Annotated in this window: 16 protein-coding genes; 7 read left to right on the top strand and 9 right to left on the bottom strand. The window is 68.6% G+C overall.

Annotated elements, in window-relative coordinates:
• Positions 1-32: 32 nt before the first annotated feature.
• From murJ to trxA, 6 genes are all read left to right on the top strand, one after another.
• Entirely contained in the window at positions 33-2,273 is a 2,241-nt protein-coding gene (gene murJ / locus UW392_RS46820; RefSeq protein WP_320781458.1) for a murein biosynthesis integral membrane protein MurJ, read from the top strand.
• 118 nt (positions 2,274-2,391) lie between these two features.
• A complete protein-coding gene (locus UW392_RS46815; protein ID WP_320781457.1) occupies positions 2,392-4,119 on the top strand; it encodes a protein kinase family protein in 1,728 nt (575 codons plus the stop codon).
• A 23-nt stretch (positions 4,120-4,142) separates the two neighbouring features.
• Complete coding sequence (gene sigM / locus UW392_RS46810) at positions 4,143-4,871, top strand: RNA polymerase sigma factor SigM (protein WP_320781456.1); 729 nt, start codon at positions 4,143-4,145, stop codon at positions 4,869-4,871.
• Complete coding sequence (locus UW392_RS46805; RefSeq protein ID WP_320781455.1) at positions 4,868-5,812, top strand: hypothetical protein; 945 nt, start codon at positions 4,868-4,870, stop codon at positions 5,810-5,812. The genes sigM and UW392_RS46805 overlap by 4 nt, the downstream gene beginning before the upstream one ends.
• Positions 5,813-6,020: 208 nt before the next feature.
• On the top strand, positions 6,021-6,992 hold the full coding sequence (trxB, locus tag UW392_RS46800; RefSeq protein WP_320781454.1) for a thioredoxin-disulfide reductase: 972 nt from the start codon (positions 6,021-6,023) through the stop codon (positions 6,990-6,992).
• On the top strand, positions 6,992-7,363 hold the full coding sequence (trxA, locus tag UW392_RS46795) for a thioredoxin (protein WP_414497459.1): 372 nt from the start codon (positions 6,992-6,994) through the stop codon (positions 7,361-7,363). Before trxB ends, trxA begins: the two co-directional genes overlap by 1 nt.
• A gap of 127 nt (positions 7,364-7,490) precedes the next feature.
• Here trxA and UW392_RS46790 read toward each other — a convergent pair whose 3' ends face one another.
• The 9 genes from UW392_RS46790 to rpmH all read right to left on the bottom strand — a co-directional run bounded on the left by UW392_RS46790 (position 7,491) and on the right by rpmH (position 14,535).
• A complete protein-coding gene (locus tag UW392_RS46790; protein ID WP_320781452.1) occupies positions 7,491-8,108 on the bottom strand; it encodes a GNAT family N-acetyltransferase in 618 nt (205 codons plus the stop codon).
• Between the two features lie 294 nt (positions 8,109-8,402).
• Complete coding sequence (locus UW392_RS46785) at positions 8,403-9,497, bottom strand: ParB/RepB/Spo0J family partition protein (RefSeq protein WP_320781451.1); 1,095 nt, start codon at positions 9,495-9,497, stop codon at positions 8,403-8,405.
• Complete coding sequence (locus UW392_RS46780) at positions 9,494-10,567, bottom strand: ParA family protein (protein WP_320781470.1); 1,074 nt, start codon at positions 10,565-10,567, stop codon at positions 9,494-9,496. The genes UW392_RS46785 and UW392_RS46780 overlap by 4 nt, the downstream gene beginning before the upstream one ends.
• 368 nt (positions 10,568-10,935) lie before the next feature.
• On the bottom strand, positions 10,936-11,652 hold the full coding sequence (gene rsmG / locus UW392_RS46775) for a 16S rRNA (guanine(527)-N(7))-methyltransferase RsmG (protein ID WP_320781450.1): 717 nt from the start codon (positions 11,650-11,652) through the stop codon (positions 10,936-10,938).
• Positions 11,653-11,833: 181 nt separating this feature from the next.
• Positions 11,834-12,346, bottom strand: coding sequence for a protein jag (locus UW392_RS46770; protein ID WP_320781449.1), 513 nt, complete (start codon positions 12,344-12,346; stop codon positions 11,834-11,836).
• A gap of 15 nt (positions 12,347-12,361) precedes the next feature.
• Entirely contained in the window at positions 12,362-13,645 is a 1,284-nt protein-coding gene (gene yidC / locus UW392_RS46765) for a membrane protein insertase YidC (RefSeq protein WP_320781448.1), read from the bottom strand.
• Between the two features lie 3 nt (positions 13,646-13,648).
• Positions 13,649-14,011 carry a membrane protein insertion efficiency factor YidD gene (gene yidD / locus UW392_RS46760; RefSeq protein WP_320781447.1) on the bottom strand — a complete coding sequence of 121 codons (363 nt, stop codon included), beginning with the start codon at positions 14,009-14,011 and terminating at the stop codon, positions 13,649-13,651.
• Positions 14,008-14,379 carry a ribonuclease P protein component gene (gene rnpA, locus UW392_RS46755; protein WP_320781446.1) on the bottom strand — a complete coding sequence of 124 codons (372 nt, stop codon included), beginning with the start codon at positions 14,377-14,379 and terminating at the stop codon, positions 14,008-14,010. The genes yidD and rnpA overlap by 4 nt, the downstream gene beginning before the upstream one ends.
• 18 nt (positions 14,380-14,397) lie before the next feature.
• The gene (rpmH, locus tag UW392_RS46750; protein WP_003949374.1) at positions 14,398-14,535 is read right to left on the bottom strand and encodes a 50S ribosomal protein L34; all 138 of its coding nucleotides are present in this window, start codon (positions 14,533-14,535) and stop codon (positions 14,398-14,400) included.
• A gap of 420 nt (positions 14,536-14,955) precedes the next feature.
• Between rpmH and dnaA the strand changes: the two genes are divergently transcribed.
• A partial coding sequence (dnaA, locus tag UW392_RS46745; RefSeq protein ID WP_320781445.1) for a chromosomal replication initiator protein DnaA occupies positions 14,956-16,233 on the top strand: 1,278 nt, incomplete at its 3' end.

Below are 16,233 nucleotides of genomic sequence, written 5' to 3'. Positions count from 1 at the left end.
GTGGGCCAGGGGACGATGAGGTGGGGTAAACCATGAACGCGCCGTACGACGGTGATCGCGGCCAGGGCGCGGCCGGCTCGGGCCGCCCCGGGGACGCGCAGCCCGAGCCGGGCCAGGTACCACCACAGCCACCCACCGACATGTACCTCCAGGACGCCTACGCCCAGGACCCGTACCGTGGGCAGGATCTCTCTGCCCAGGACCCGGTCACCGAGGCGCTCTACGACCGGTCCGCCCATCCCCCGCCGCCCTCCGGTCCGTACCAGTCCCCGCAGCCGCTCTACGCCCAGCCGCCGGCCTCCCCGTACGCTCCGGACCCGCGTGTCTGGGCCCAGACACCCCCGCCGGAACCGGCGGGTCCGACACGCCACCTCCCCTACGGGGACGACGCCCGGACCACACAGTTCGTGGGCGTGGACGACCTGGTCACCGGTGCCGGCGAAGAGCGCCACGAGCCGGACGCGTTCGCCCATCTCTACCGCGACCAGCAGCAGGTCGGGTACCAGGCCACGGAGCAGCCCTCCGTCCCCGGTCCGGCTCCCGTGCCGAATCCGCAGGGGTACCCCCCGGCGCCACCGTCCGCGACGCCCGACCCCGCACCCGCGCCCACCCCCGCCGCTCCTCCGGCCACGCCGCGGAAGGGCGGCAAGGCCTCCGGCCTGCTGAAGTCGAGTGCCGTGATGGCCGCGGGCACCATGGTGTCCCGCCTCACCGGGTTCGTGCGCTCCGCGATGATCGTTTCGGCCCTGGGCCTCGGCCTGCTGGGCGAGTCCTTCCAGGTGGCGTACCAGCTGCCGACGATGATCTACATCCTGACCGTCGGTGGCGGTCTCAACTCGGTCTTCGTGCCGCAGCTCGTACGCTCAATGAAGGACGACGAGGACGGTGGTGAGGCCTACGCCAACCGCCTGCTGACCCTGGTCATGGTCATCCTCGGCCTGCTCACGGCACTCACCATGCTCGCGGCACCGCTCCTGGTCCGGGCGCTCTCGAACCCCCTGGCCACGAACCCGGACGCCAACGAGGTCGCCGTCACCTTCACCCGCTACTTCCTGCCCTCGATCTTCTTCATGGGCGTGCACGTGGTGATGGGCCAGGTCCTCAACGCCCGCGGCAGGTTCGGCGCGATGATGTGGACGCCGGTCCTCAACAACATCGTCATCATCGTCACCCTCGGCATGTTCCTGTGGGTCTACGGCAGCGCCGCCGACTCCGGCATGACCGTGGAGAGCATCCCGCCGGAGGGCGAGCGGCTGCTCGGCATCGGCATCCTTCTCGGCCTGGTCGTCCAGGCGCTCGCGATGATCCCGTACCTGCGGGAGACCGGGTTCCGGATGCGGCTGCGCTTCGACTGGAAGGGCCACGGACTCGGCAAGGCCGCGATGCTCGCCAAGTGGACCATCCTGTTCGTCCTCGCCAACCAGGCGGGTGCCCTCGTCGTCACCCAGCTCGCCACCGCGGCGGTCTCGGACACCGAGATCCCGGGCACGGGCTTCAGCGCCTACGCCAACGCCCAGCTCATCTGGGGCCTGCCGCAAGCCATCATCACCGTGTCCCTGATGGCCGCCCTGCTCCCGCGCATCTCCCGCTCGGCCGCCGAGGACGACGCGGGTGCCGTCCGCGACGACATCTCCCAGGGCCTGCGCACCACCGCCGTCGCCATCGTGCCGATCTCGTTCGGGTTCCTCGCCCTCGGCATCCCGATGTGCACGCTGATCTTCGGATCGTCCGGCACCGGTGCGGCCACGAACATGGGCTACATGCTGATGGCCTTCGGCCTCGGCCTGATTCCGTACTCCGTGCAGTACGTCGTGCTGCGCGCCTTCTACGCCTACGAGGACACGCGCACGCCGTTCTACAACACGGTCATCGTGGCCGTGGTGAACGCCGCCGCCTCGGCAGCCTGCTTCCTCGTCCTCCCGGCCCGCTGGGCCGTGGTGGGCATGGCCGGCTCCTACGGTCTGGCGTACGCCATCGGTGTCGGCATCGCCTGGCGGCGGCTGCGCAAGCGGCTCGGCGGCGACCTCGACGGGGCGCGGGTGCTGCGCACGTACGCACGGCTCTGCATCGCTTCGCTGCCCGCGGCGCTGCTCAGCGGTGCGGCCTGCTACGGGATCAGCCAGAGCCTGGGACAGGGCGTCGGCGGCTCGATGCTCGCCCTCGCCGGCGGTGGGATCGTGCTGATCGGCGTCTTCTTCGTCGCGGCGCGGCGGATGCGTATCGAAGAGCTCAACTCGATGGTCGGCATGGTCCGCGGACGGCTGGGGCGTTGAGGCGGGGGTAAGCGCACAACCATCGTCCGCCGTCGTGTGTCGCTCATAGCGGCGGACTGTGGGCACAATTGGCATTGGCGTCGGACAGCGTGTAACGGATGGGGAGGCAGGGACGACGGTGGCGGAACGGAGCACAGCTGCCGTCGACGTGGCAGACAACAGCGGTGACCAGCCGCTGACCGCCAAGGCGGACCAGTCCACGGCCGACGGGGTGGCCCAGAACCGGGAGCGGGACACGGAGAGCGCGGCGAGCGAAGAAGCCCGAGGGAGCGGCGGGAGTGGGGGTCTCGGCAGGACCACGCCGCCCGAACTGCACAGCGGCCACAAGCTGGCCAGACGCTACCGCCTCGAAGAGTGCGTCACCCGTCTGGACGGATTCAGCAGTTGGCGTGCGGTGGACGAGAAACTCCGCCGCGCGGTCGGCGTGCACGTCCTGCCCGCCGACCACGCGCGGGCCCGCTCCGTACTGGCCTCCGCGCGGTCCGCCGCCCTGCTGGGCGACCCCCGCTTCGTCCAGGTACTGGACGCGGTCGACGAGAACGACCTCGTCTACGTGGTGCACGAGTGGCTCCCCGACGCCACGGAGCTGACGACGCTGCTCGCGTCCGGCCCGCTGGAGCCGCACGACGCCTACCAGATGGTCACCCAGGTGTCCCAGGCCATGGCTGCCGCACACCGCGAGGGCCTGTCCCACCTGCGGCTCAATCCCAGTGCCGTGCTCCGCGCCACCTCCGGCCAGTGGCGCATCCGCGGTCTCGCCGTGAACGCCGCCCTGCGCGGCATCACCTCCGACGCACCGCACCGCACCGACACCGAGGCGATCGGTGCCCTCCTGTACGCCTCGCTCACCCAGCGCTGGCCGTACGAGGACGACGCGTACGGGCTCTCCGGGCTGCCCAAGGACATCGGGCTCATCGCCCCCGACCAGGTGCGCGCCGGCGTCCACCGCGGCCTGGCGGAACTCGCCATGCGGGCACTCGCCAACGACGGGGCGACCGCTTCCCGCCACGAGTCGCCGTGCACCACACCGGAGGAACTGGTCAAGGCGATCGGTGAGATGCCCCGCATCCGCCCGCCGGAGCCCGTGTTCGCCGCACCGCCCGAGTACCAGCGCACGAGCTACCAGCAGGGCACGTACGGCCGCCCGGCGCCGCACCCCGGCGTCACCCAGCCGATCGTGCCCCCGCCGCCCCCACTGCAGAGCCGCACCGGTAAAGCCCTCAAGTGGGCCGTGTCCGCGCTGCTCATCGCCGCGCTGGGGCTCGGCAGCTGGCAGCTGGCGGACGCGCTCCTGGGGCAGGGCGGCACACCCGACGACACCAACCAGACCGAGACGACGGACGGGGAGGACAAGGGCGCGGACGCGATCACGCCGATCAAGACCCTCCCTATCCAGGGAGCGCAGGAGTACGTCGCGAGCGGTGTGGCCCAGGCCGCCGAGGACGTCGACAAGACCTACGACGGCGACGCGTCCACCTTCTGGCGTACCAAGTACTACAAGGAAGGTCCGACGCTGGCTCCCTACAAACCAGGGGTGGGCATCGTCTACGACCTCGGCTCGTCCCAGGAGATCTCGACCGCGTCGATAGGGCTCCGGTACGAGGGCGACAACACGACGGTCCAGCTCTACGCCACGGACTCGCTGTCGCCGTCCACCGGCGTCGACGGAATGACGAAGATCGGCACCGCCGAGACCAGCGGCACCTCGCTCACGGTGACGGCTTCCGAGTCGGTGAAGACCCGTTACGTGCTGCTCTGGATCACAGCGGTGCCGTACGCACCGGCCGACGGCTACAGCAGCGCCGGCTACAAGCAGGCCGTCACCGACGTGACGTTCAAGGGCTGACAGCTCACCGGGGGAGGGGCCCGATGGCAGAGGGCGCCGGATACGGCGAAGCAAGCGATCAGGACCTCCTCGCCCGCCATGTCGAGGGCGACCGCGACGCGTTCGGCGAGCTCGTGCGGCGGCACCGCGACCGGCTCTGGGCGGTGGCGCTGCGGACACTGGGGGACCGTGAGGAGGCGGCCGACGCGGTGCAGGACGCGCTCGTCTCCGCCTACCGGGCCGCCCACACCTTCCGCGGCCAGTCGGCCGTCACGACCTGGCTGCACCGCATCACGGTCAACGCCTGCCTGGACCGGGCCCGCAAAGCCGCGTCCCGGAAGACCTCACCCGTCGACGACACCGATCGCCTGGAACAGCTCCTGGAGCCGCACGAGTCGGCATCCGCCCCGGCCGAGCGCAACGACCTCCACCGCCAGCTACTGGAAGCCCTGGGGACCCTGCCCGCCGACCAGCGGGCCGCGCTCGTCCTCGTGGACATGCAGGGCTACCCGGTGGCGGAGGCCGCCGGCATCCTCGACGTACCGACCGGGACCGTGAAGAGTCGCTGCGCCCGCGGCAGGGCGAGGCTCCTTCCGCTGCTCACCCATCTGCGGGCGGACAGCGACGGTGAGGACGGCAAGAAGTCGACGGGAAGAAGGAACCGGGCGCAGGGGACATCCGTCCCATCCGCAGCAGGGCCGCGTGATACCGAACCACGTGATGCAGGACCGAGCGATTCAGCTGCCGTGAAGGGCGGAGGTGGGCGAGCGTGACATCCACGACCGACACGGCCGGGCACCCGGAGGTCACGGAACTCTCCGACCTCGTCGAAGGGCTGCTGGCGCCTTCCCGCAGCACCGACGTGCGACGGCATCTGGACGAGTGCACACTCTGCGCCGATGTTCACGCCTCGCTGGAAGAGATTCGCGGCCTGCTCGGCACACTGCCGGGCGCCCCGCCCATGCCGGCCGAGATCGCGGGTCGCATCGACGCGGCTCTGGCGGCCGAGGCACTGCTGAGCGCAGCCGTACCCGATGCCGGCTCCACGAAGATCGCGGTGTCGGCAGAGGACTCCCCCACCGCGGTCACCGCGCTCGGCGGCGTGCGGGTTTCACGTGAAACATCGGCTGCGGCAGACCGCCCCGCAGGGCACTCGCGAGGTGCCACCGGCCCGGGCCGAGCGGAGCGCAGTCCTCGTGTTCGCCGCAGGACGGCTGTGCTGGGCACTGTTCTCACCATCGCCACGCTGGGGCTGGGCACCGTGTTCCTCCAGGCGATGGGCGGCGAAGACGCAGATGGCCCAGTGGCGATGCGCACCGAGGACACCTCCACGAACACCTTCTCCGGGGACAGCATCGAGAACCAGGTCACCAAGCTCCTCTCCGAGAGCCGGACCATTGGCCCCCTCGTGGAGCCGAAGCCGGGCACCCCGGGCGCACCCACGGACGGCGCCGGTACCTTCCGTGCACCCAGCGTCCCCAACTGCGTCCGGGCGGGCATCGGCCGGAGCGAGCCCTCCCTCGGAGTGCGGCAAGGTGACTACCAGGGCACCGAGGCATATCTGGTCGTCCTCCCCGACGCTTCTCGCATCGACCGAGTCACGGCGTACGTGGTCGACGCCGCCTGCGTCAGCAAGCGGGGAGTGCCTTCCGGAGAGGTTCTGACGCAGCGGTCCTACGCGCGTCCCGCTGGAACGCCCCCCACGGGCTCCTGACCGCACGACGATCCCGGCTTCACAGAACTGACCGGCCGGAATCCTTGGCGCGCCAACTCGTGGCACCCCCGTGTGGTGCCACGACTCCGTGTGCCCGGACACAGCGGGAATGCGCGCCCCTTAGGATCCGTTGGGTGGGGTGAGAGTTCTGAGTGAAGCTCCCACCGGCAGCAGTACGCAGCAGTCTCCAGAGACGAGGAAACAAGCCGTGAGCGACGTCCGTAACGTGATCATCATCGGCTCCGGGCCCGCCGGCTACACCGCGGCGCTCTACACCGCGCGCGCGTCGCTGAAGCCGCTGGTGTTCGAGGGCGCCGTCACCGCGGGTGGTGCCCTCATGAACACCACCGAGGTGGAGAACTTCCCCGGCTTCCAGGACGGCATCATGGGCCCCGAGCTCATGGACAACATGCGCGCCCAGGCGGAGCGCTTCGGCGCCGAGCTCATTCCGGACGATGTCGTGGCCGCGGACCTGACGGGCGAGATCAAGACCGTCACGGACACGGCGGGCACCGTGCACCGCGCCAGGGCGGTCATCGTCACCACGGGCTCGCAGCACCGCAAGCTCGGCCTGCCCAACGAGGACGCCTTCTCCGGGCGCGGTGTCTCCTGGTGCGCCACCTGTGACGGCTTCTTCTTCAAGGATCAGGACATCGCCGTGATCGGCGGCGGTGACACCGCCATGGAGGAGGCCACCTTCCTCTCCCGGTTCGCCAAGTCCGTCACCATCGTCCACCGTCGGGACACCCTGCGTGCCTCCAAGGCGATGCAGGATCGCGCCTTCGCCGACCCGAAGATCAAGTTCGTCTGGGACAGCGAGGTCGCCGAGATCAAGGGCGACCAGAAGTTGTCCGGGCTGACGTTGCGCAACATCAAGACCGGTGAGACGTCGGAGCTGCCGGTGACAGGTCTGTTCATCGCGATCGGGCACGACCCGCGTACCGAACTCTTCAAGGGTCAGCTCGATCTGGACGAGGAGGGGTACCTGAAGGTCGACGCCCCCTCGACCCGGACGAACCTGACCGGTGTCTTCGGCGCGGGTGACGTGGTCGACCACACGTACCGCCAGGCGATCACCGCAGCGGGCACCGGCTGCTCCGCCGCCCTCGACGCCGAGCGCTTCCTCGCCGCACTCGCGGACACGGAGCAGACCGCCGAGCCCGAGAAGACCACCGTCTGATTCCCCACCCCACCGCACCAACAGTTAAGGAGCCCGCAGTGGCCGGCACCCTGAAGAACGTGACCGACAAGTCCTTCGAGGAGGACGTCCTCAAGAGCGACAAGCCCGTCCTGGTGGACTTCTGGGCCGCCTGGTGCGGTCCGTGCCGCCAGATCGCGCCCTCTCTCGAGGCGATCGCTGCCGAGTACGGCGAGAAGATCGAGGTCGTCAAGCTCAACATCGACGAGAACCCGGACACGGCGGCCAAGTACGGCGTGATGTCTATTCCGACCCTGAACGTGTACCAGGGTGGCGAGGTCGCCAAGACCATCGTCGGCGCCAAGCCGAAGGCCGCGATCGTGCGTGACCTCGAGGACTTCATCGCCGGCTGAGTCACTTACGCGGCGCCGTCATCTCAGGACAGCGGCGGTGTTTCACGTGAAACACGAATGGGCCGGCCCAAAGGGGCCGGCCCATTCGTGTGAGGCGGTAGTCCAGCATCGCGAACGTCCATGCCCCTCAGAGGGGGCGCAGAGCCGGTTCCTTCTGTACGGCCCCCAGCAGCCGGTCCAACGCCATCTCGACATCTTCCTTCCAGGAGAGCGTCGTACGCAGCTCCAGCCGCAGACGGGGATGGGCGGGGTGAGGGCGGACCGTTTTGAAGCCGACAGCGGTCAAGTGGTCGGCCGGCAGCAGACACGCCGGTTCCTTCCACCGGGAGTCCCCGAACGCCTCGATCGCCCTGAATCCCCGGCGCAGCAGATCCTTGGCGACCGTCTGCACCATCACTCTGCCGAGTCCCTGCCCCTGGTATCCCGGCATGATGAAGGCTGTAATCAGCTGCACGGCGTCGGAGGAGACCGGACTCGTGGGGAAGGCCGCGGAGCGCGGCACATAAGCAGGCGGCGCGTACAGCACGAAGCCCACCGGCACTTCGTCCACGTAGACGACCCGGCCGCAGGATCCCCAGTCCAGGAGGACCGCGGAGATCCACGCTTCCTTCTCGAGCGCTGGCCTACCCGCCTTTACCGCGGCCTCGCCGCTGACCGGATCCAGCTCCCAGAAGACGCACGAGCGACAGCGCTGGGGGAGGTCCTGAAGGTTGTCCAGCGTGAGCGGTACGAGCCGACGCCCCATGAAGGCTGTTCCTCGCTTCCTTCGCCCGCGGCGCGGGCGGCTGCCAGAGCACTCCGCTCCTTGAGCAGGCTGCCGACGAATCCTCCGACGGCCCCCAGACCCAGGCCCGCGGTCATCAGTCCGGAACGGCTCACCGTTCGCATGACCTCCGCCTCTCCGAGAAGGTGCCGTCAGGTGGATGCGCCATACCCGAACGCATCGTATCCACGATGAGATTCGATCGATACCGACAGAAAGCAAAGAGCGGGCCGTGTTCCGGGATGCACCGGACACGGCCCGCTCTGTAGCTAACGGTCAGTCGTCGTCGGCGTCCTCCAGCAGGCTCTTCTCGAGCACCCGCCCTTCCCCCGGAGCGAGTGAGCCGAGGATGCGCTCGAGGTCCTCCATGGAGGCGAACTCGACGGTGATCTTGCCCTTCTTCTGCCCCAGGTCGACCTTCACCCGCGTCTCGAACCGGTCGGAGAGCCGGGTCGCGAGATCGTTCAGCGCCGGGGACACCCGCGCTCCGGCGCGCGGTCCCTTGGTACGCGGGGCGCTGCTCGGCCGCGACTTCATGAGGGTGACGATCTCCTCCACCGCCCGCACCGAGAGTCCCTCGGCAACGATCCGGTGAGCCAGCCGATCCTGCTCCTCCGAGTCCTCCACGGAGAGCAGGGCTCGGGCATGACCGGCGGAGAGAACTCCGGCGGCGACACGGCGCTGCACGGCGGGCGACAGATTGAGCAGACGGAGGGTGTTGGACACCTGCGGACGGGAGCGTCCGATACGGTCGGCCAACTGCTCCTGCGTGCAGCTGAACTCCTTGAGGAGCTGGTCGTACGCGGCCGCCTCCTCCAGCGGGTTCAGCTGAGCCCGATGCAGGTTCTCCAGGAGCGCGTCCAGGAGCAACTTCTTGTCCTCCGTGGCGCGGACGATCGCCGGGATCGCGTCCATCCCGGCCTCACGGCACGCTCGCCAACGCCGCTCGCCCATGATGAGCTCGTAGCGATCCGGCCCCAGCTGCCGCACGACGACCGGCTGGAGCAGCCCGACCTCCTTGATGGAGGTCACGAGCTCGGTGAGCAGATCCTCATCGAAGATTTCCCGCGGCTGCCGTGGATTCGGGGTGATCGAATCGAGGGGCAGCTCGGCGAAGTGAGCACCGACAGGCGCTGCAGGTGCCTCCGCCACTTCGTTCGGCGGCGGATTCTCTGCTTCTGTTTCACGTGAAACATGCGGAAGCGAGGTCACCTTCGCGGCCGCCACGCCACGCTCCGGCATGAGGACGGGTACCGCGCCAGGCGACGCGGATGCTCCCCCTCCTGTCACCGGTACCGTTTTCTCGCCTGCCGGGGCCATGGGGATCAGCGCCCCGAGGCCACGGCCCAGTCCCCTCCGTCGATCACTCACTGGATCCCCTCCACCGTGCTCGTGCTGTTCTGCGCGCTGATGTGGGGATGCTTCGGGTCGTAGCCGAGGCCGACTCCCTTGAGCGCAATTTCTCGTGCCGCCTCGAAGTAGGAGAGGGCACCACTCGATCCTGGATCGTAGGTCAGCACCGTCTGCCCATAGCTCGGTGCCTCGGAGATACGGACCGAGCGAGGAATGCTCGTCCGCAGCACCTCGTCGCCGAAGTGGCTGCGCACCTCGTCCGCGACCTGGGAGGCAAGACGCGTCCGGCCGTCGTACATGGTGAGCAGAATGGTCGACACATGCAGGGCCGGATTGAGGTGCCCGCGCACCAGGTCGACATTGCGCAGTAGTTGTCCCAGGCCCTCCAGCGCGTAGTACTCGCACTGGATCGGGATGAGTACTTCTTGGCCGGCAACCAGCGCGTTGACGGTCAGCAGGCCGAGTGAGGGTGGGCAGTCGACGAGGATGTAGTCCAGCGGCTGCTCATACGACTTGATCGCTCGCTCAAGTCGGCTCTCACGCGCCACCAGAGACACCAGCTCGATCTCCGCACCCGCCAGATCGATGGTGGCAGGGGCGCAGAAGAGACCTTCGACATCCGGCACGGGCTGAACGACTTCAGAGAGCGGCTTGCTGTCGATCAGCACGTCATAGATGGAAGGGACCTCCGCGTGGTGATCGATACCCAGCGCGGTGGACGCATTGCCCTGCGGGTCGAGGTCGATCACCAGGACACGACCACCGTGAAGGGCCAGCGAGGCCGCGAGGTTGACCGTCGTCGTGGTCTTCCCCACCCCGCCCTTCTGGTTGGCCACCACGATGACACGGGTCTGCTCGGGTCGCAGCAGGCCCTCGCCGGCGCGCCCCATAGCCTCGACTGCCAGTTGGGCAGCACGACCGATGGGAGTGTCGTCCATCGGGGGCGGTGTTTCACGTGAAACATCCTCCCCCATCGACTCGGTACGGGGACCGGGGACCGGATCGGTCATCGGTCCCGCGATGTTGGCGTCGGACCGCAAGGATTCACTCTCCTCGACTTCAGGCTCGCGATGAACAGAGCCTCCCATGTCTTCGGGGTCGTGAACCAGTGAGGCCTGGCGTTCTGTGGAGAAATCCACCTCTGTGGACAACTCCGTGACCTCTGTGGGAGGCGGGTGGCCGCCCGACGTGGAGGCCACCTGAGGGAATCCCATGGATCCCATGGGCTTGGATCCGAGAGGCTTATGGTCGCGGTCGCGGGGTTGGGCCGCAGCGCGGCCACGGCTGATGATGCCGTGCAGCAGTGAGCGACGTTTCACGTGAAACACGATGCACAGCAGCGGTGACCGGGCCGCCGCGACACTCCGACCCGTACTGGTCCGGCAGCTTGTGTGGAGTACGTCTCGTCGTCAGGACGGATCAGTCATGCCGACGCGCACCCGACCGGTCCCAGGCATCAGCGACGCCGCCGGACCCGACCCGTTCGAGCTGCCTTCGCACGCTTGGCCGCGAACCGTACACCACCAGGGCTCTCCCCGACCTCGACCCGTACGACGGTGGAGAGGGGATCCACGACTCCCTCACCGACATGCAGGATGGAGGTCTCGACGGCGCCGAGCTTGCTCAGAGCCGTGGCCGCACTCTTCAGCTCCTCCTCGGCGGTGTCGCCCTTCAGGGCGAGCATCTCACCGTAGGGCCGCAGCAAGGGGACGCCCCAGGTGGCGAGACGGTCCAGCGGCGCCACGGCACGTGCCGTGACCACGTGGACGGCCGGCAGCTTCCCCATGACCTCTTCCGCACGGCCTCGGACGACCGTGACGTGATCGAGGCCGAGGAGTTCCACGACCTCGGTGAGGAAGTTGGTGCGACGCAGCAGGGGCTCCAACAACGTGATCTTCAGATCGTCCCGGACCAGGGCCAGCGGAATGCCTGGCAGCCCGGCACCGGAGCCGACGTCGCACACGGTCACGCCCTCGGGTACGACCTCGGACAGCACCGCGCAGTTCAGCAGATGCCGTTCCCACAGACGGGGCACCTCACGGGGACCGATCAGTCCCCGCTGTACCCCTGCCTCGGCCAGCAGCTCCGCATACCGGACCGCGTCCGCGTACCGATCACCGAATACCGCTCGGGCCTGTTCGGGAGCCGGGGGGAGCTCCGCTGCCTCCGTCACGGGGACCGTCCTTCCGTACCGCGCAAGCGCACTGGGCGCTGATCACCAGGGTTAACAGGGACATCCGGCTACCAGGCCTCCGGCAGCCGGCAGGGACTATCAGGCTGACAAACTTCGGCCCCGCCTGCGCAACAGACGGGGCCGGAGTAACACTCGTACCGATTCAGGCGCGCAGCACCGCTCAGGCGGGCAGTACGACGACGAAGCGCTGCGGCTCCTCGCCCTCGGACTCGCTGCGCAGACCGGCGGCCTTGACCGCGTCGTGCACGACCTTGCGCTCGAAGGGCGTCATCGCCTTCAGCTTCACCGGCTCGCCAGAGCTCTTGGCCTCGGCCGCGGCCTTGGCACCCAGCTCCGACAGCTCCGAGCGCTTCTTGGCCCGGTAGCCGGCGATGTCCAGCATCAGACGGCTGCGGTCCCCGGTCTCCCGGTGCACGGCCAGGCGCGTGAGCTCCTGCAGCGCCTCCAGCACCTCACCGTCCCGGCCGACCAGCTTCTGCAGGTCGCGGCCGCCCGCGTCACTGATGATCGAGACGGACGCACGGTCGGCCTCGACATCCATGTCGATGTCGCCGTCGAGATCGGCGATGTCCAGCAGACCTTCGAGGTAGTCCGCCGCGATTTCACCCTCCTGCTCCAGGCGGGTGAGGGTGTCGCCACCCTCGGAGGCGGCGGAGGTAGTGCCTTCCGTCACGGGATGGACTCCTTCTTACTTCTTGGACGAGGACTTGGGCCGCTGTTGGCCCTTGCGCTGGCCCGACTGGGCCTTGCTCCGGCCACCGGAGCCGGCGGCCTTGGGAGCGGCCTTCTTGGCGCCACCGGCCGGCTTGGCGTCCTGCGGCTCGTCGGACTTGGTGAGCGACGGCGAGGAGGGCTCCGGCTCAGTTCCGCCCGCGGGCTTGGCACCGCCCGTCTGGCGCTGCGACTTGGACTGTCGCTTGGGCTGCTGCCGCCTGGGCGTCGCCGACACCGCACCGTCCTCGTCGGTGGCGACGGCCGAGGCCTCGCTCTTCACCACGGCGCCATCGGCCTGGGCGGCGAGATTCGCCTTGCTCAGCCCGTTGATGAACTTGCGCTCGTACTCGTTGCGGTCGCGGCCCTTGGCGACGATGGCCTTGACGATGGCGCGCTCACGACGGTTACGGGTCTTGCCGTGCTGCAGAACGCTCTTCTGCAGGCGCTCCAGGTAGGAGGCCTGAGCCTTCGAACCCGGCGTCGGGTTGTTGTGGATGACGTACATCTGCTGGCCCATGGTCCACACGTTGGTGGTCAGCCAGTAGACGAGGACACCGACCGGGAAGTTGATGCCGAAGACGGCGAAGATGATGGGGAAGACGTACATCAGCATCTTCTGCTGCTGCATGAACGGCGTCTTCACCGTGGTGTCGACGTTCTTCGTCATCAGCTGGCGCTGCGTGTAGAACTGCGAGAACGACATCAGGACGATCATCAGCGCGGTGACGATACGGACGTCCGTCAGCGAGGCGTCCAGCTCTCGGACCTTGTCCGCGCTGTCCATGAACTTCGCCGCGAGCGGAGCACCGAAGATGTGCGCCTTCTGCGCGCTCTCCAGCAGCCGCTCGTTGATCACGCCGATGGTGTCGTTCTGCGCGATGCTGTTGAGCACGTGGTACAGCGCGAAGAAGAAGGGCGACTGCGCCAGGATGGGAAGGCACGAGGAGAGCGGGTTGGTGCCCGTCTCCTTGTACAGCTTCATCATCTCTTCGGACTGACGCTGCTTGTCGTTCTTGTAGCGCTCCTGGATCTTCTTCATCTCGGGCTGGAGCGTCTGCATCGCCCGGGTCGCCTTGATCTGCTTCACGAACAGCGGGATCAGGCAGATGCGAATCAGAATCACCAGGGACACGATGGACAGACCCCAGGCCCATCCCGTATCGGGGCCGAAGATCGCACCGTACAGGCTGTGGAACTGAACGATGATCCACGAGACAGGTGTGGTGATGAAGCTGAAGAAGCTGGCAATCGTGTCCACTAATCATGCTCCTTGGGCATGGGACGGGGTCTCTGCGGCCGGGCTCGAGGGGCGGTCGGAGACCGAGTGCCCCTCGGTGGCCGGGTCGGCGGAGGTCCCGCCCTTGCGTGCGCGCCAAGCGCTGCGCAGCATTTCGTGCCACCGCGGACGCTTGCGCGGCGGGACATGGTCCACGCCGCCGAGCGACCACGGATTGCAGCGGAGGATGCGCCAGGCGGTCAGTGCCGTTCCCTTGACCGCACCGTGCCGGTCTATGGCCTGGTAGCCGTAGTGGGAGCACGACGGGTAGTACTTGCACACCGGCCCGAGCAGCGGGCTGATGATCCACTGGTACAGCTTGATCAACGCCAGCAGCGGGTACTTCATCGCGCGCCCCCTCCCAGCAGCCGCTGCAGGGCGGCATCCAGGTCTCGGGCCAGCTGTGCATGGTCAGCGTCACCCGCATCGGGCAACGCTCGTACGACTACCAGGCTACCGGGGGGCAGCAGGGCCACTCGCTCACGCATCAGATGACGCAGTCTGCGCTTCACCTTGTTGCGTACGACCGCTCCTCCCACAGCTTTGCTCACGACGAAACCCGCACGCGTCAGGGGAGCAGTCTCCCCGGGCACGTGCGGGTCCGTAGTACCGCTGCGAAGGTGGACGACGAGGAGCGGGCGTCCGGCCCGACGGCCTCGACGAACCGCGGTCGCGAAGTCCTCGCGCCGCCTCAGCCGGTTCTCGGTGGGCAGCACGTCATGACCTGTACGCGATCAGGCGGACAGGCGGGCGCGACCCTTGCCACGGCGGGACGCGAGAATCGCGCGGCCGGCACGGGTGCGCATCCGCAGCCGGAAGCCGTGGGTCTTCGCGCGACGACGGTTGTTCGGCTGGAAGGTGCGCTTGCTCACTCGGGGGCTCCAGTAATGATTCGATGGGTGGCGGGGTGTCGCCTGGCTGTCACCGTGCGCCCACGAGTAGCTCGCTTACGCCCGAGTGCACCGCTTCCCGATCACTTCATATGCCCTGGTCAGGCACTGGTGCGTGATCTATGCCCATCGGAGGCAGGCGGCAGCAGCCATCGACAACTCGACCTGGTTACGGTACGCGGGACTGCGCCTTCCGGTCAAACCAGGGACCACCGGGAGACACTGTCCACAGCCTGGGGACAACAACTTGAACCGTACCGGTTGCCCTGACTACCGTGGCTGGACTCCGATTCGTTCCCTTCTCCCCGCACCGGCGCCTTCGTTCCCGTCCCGCCGGTCCGACCGACATCCCGACCCGTCCCGGAACCACACGTTCGTGGGACTCGTGAGAGAGCGTGCCCTGTGGCTGACGTACCTGCCGATCTTGCCGCAGTGTGGCCACGCGTACTGGAGCACCTCCTCGGAGAAGGCCGCGGGCAGGGCGTCGAGTCGAGGGACGAGCACTGGATCAGACGCTGCCAGCCGCTCGCCCTGGTCGCGGACACCGCGCTGCTCGCCGTACCGAACGAGTTCGCCAAGGGCGTGCTGGAAGGCCGTCTCGCACCGGTCGTCAGCGAGAGCCTGAGCCGGGAGTGCGGACGCCCGATCCGCATCGCGATCACCGTCGACAGCTCGGTGGGCGAGTCCGCCCCCCCGCCGCCCGCCGCCCCCTCGCACTACGAGGAGCCCGAGCTGCCCGCTCCGGGGCAGCACCACGACGGGTACGACGGTCAGGGCCGGCAGCCGTACGACGGCTACGGCCGCCACCGTGCGGAGGACCGCTCGCACGACCGTCCGCACGGCCGCCCCGAACAGCACTCCGGTGGGCCCGGCGACCCGCTGCCCACCGCCCGTCCCGCGTACCCCGGCGACTACCAGCGGCCCGAGCCGGGCGCCTGGCCGCGCCCCGCGCAGGACGACTACGGCTGGCAGCAGCAGCGGCTCGGTTTCCCCGAACGCGATCTGTACGCCTCCCGCCCGCCGGACTACCGCACGCAGTCGATGGAGCGGTCGCCGTACGAGCAGCAGCGACCGGAGTACGACTCCGCGCGCGCGGACTACGAGCAGGCCCGCGGCGACTACGAGCAGCCCCGGGGCGACTACGACCAGGGCCGCACCGACTACGACCAGCGCCCCGACCGCCGTGAGCTGCCCGACCCGCCCCCGGGCTCCGGTCACGTGCACCGCGGCGGCCCGGTCGGCTCCAGCTCCTCCAGCGGCGCCCCCGGCCCACTGGCCGCGCAGCCCGCGCCGGCGACCGGTCCGGGTGAGCCCACGGCCCGCCTGAACCCCAAGTACCTCTTCGACACGTTCGTCATCGGCGCCTCCAACCGCTTCGCGCACGCGGCCGCCGTGGCCGTGGCCGAAGCACCGGCGAAGGCGTACAACCCGCTGTTCATCTACGGGGAGTCCGGGCTCGGCAAGACGCACCTGCTGCACGCGATCGGGCACTACGCGCGCAGCCTGTACCCGGGTACCCGCGTGCGCTACGTGAGCTCCGAGGAGTTCACCAACGAGTTCATCAACTCCATCCGCGACGGCAAGGGCGACAGCTTCCGCAAGCGGTACCGGGAGATGGACATCCTGCTCGTCGACGACATCCAGTTCCTCGCGGACAAGGAGTCGACGCAGGAGGAGTTC

It is taken from the genome of Streptomyces sp. CRN 30 (assembly GCF_034105845.1).
The sequence above is the reverse complement of the archived record's forward strand: the minus strand, read 5'-3'. Positions and strand labels throughout refer to the sequence as shown.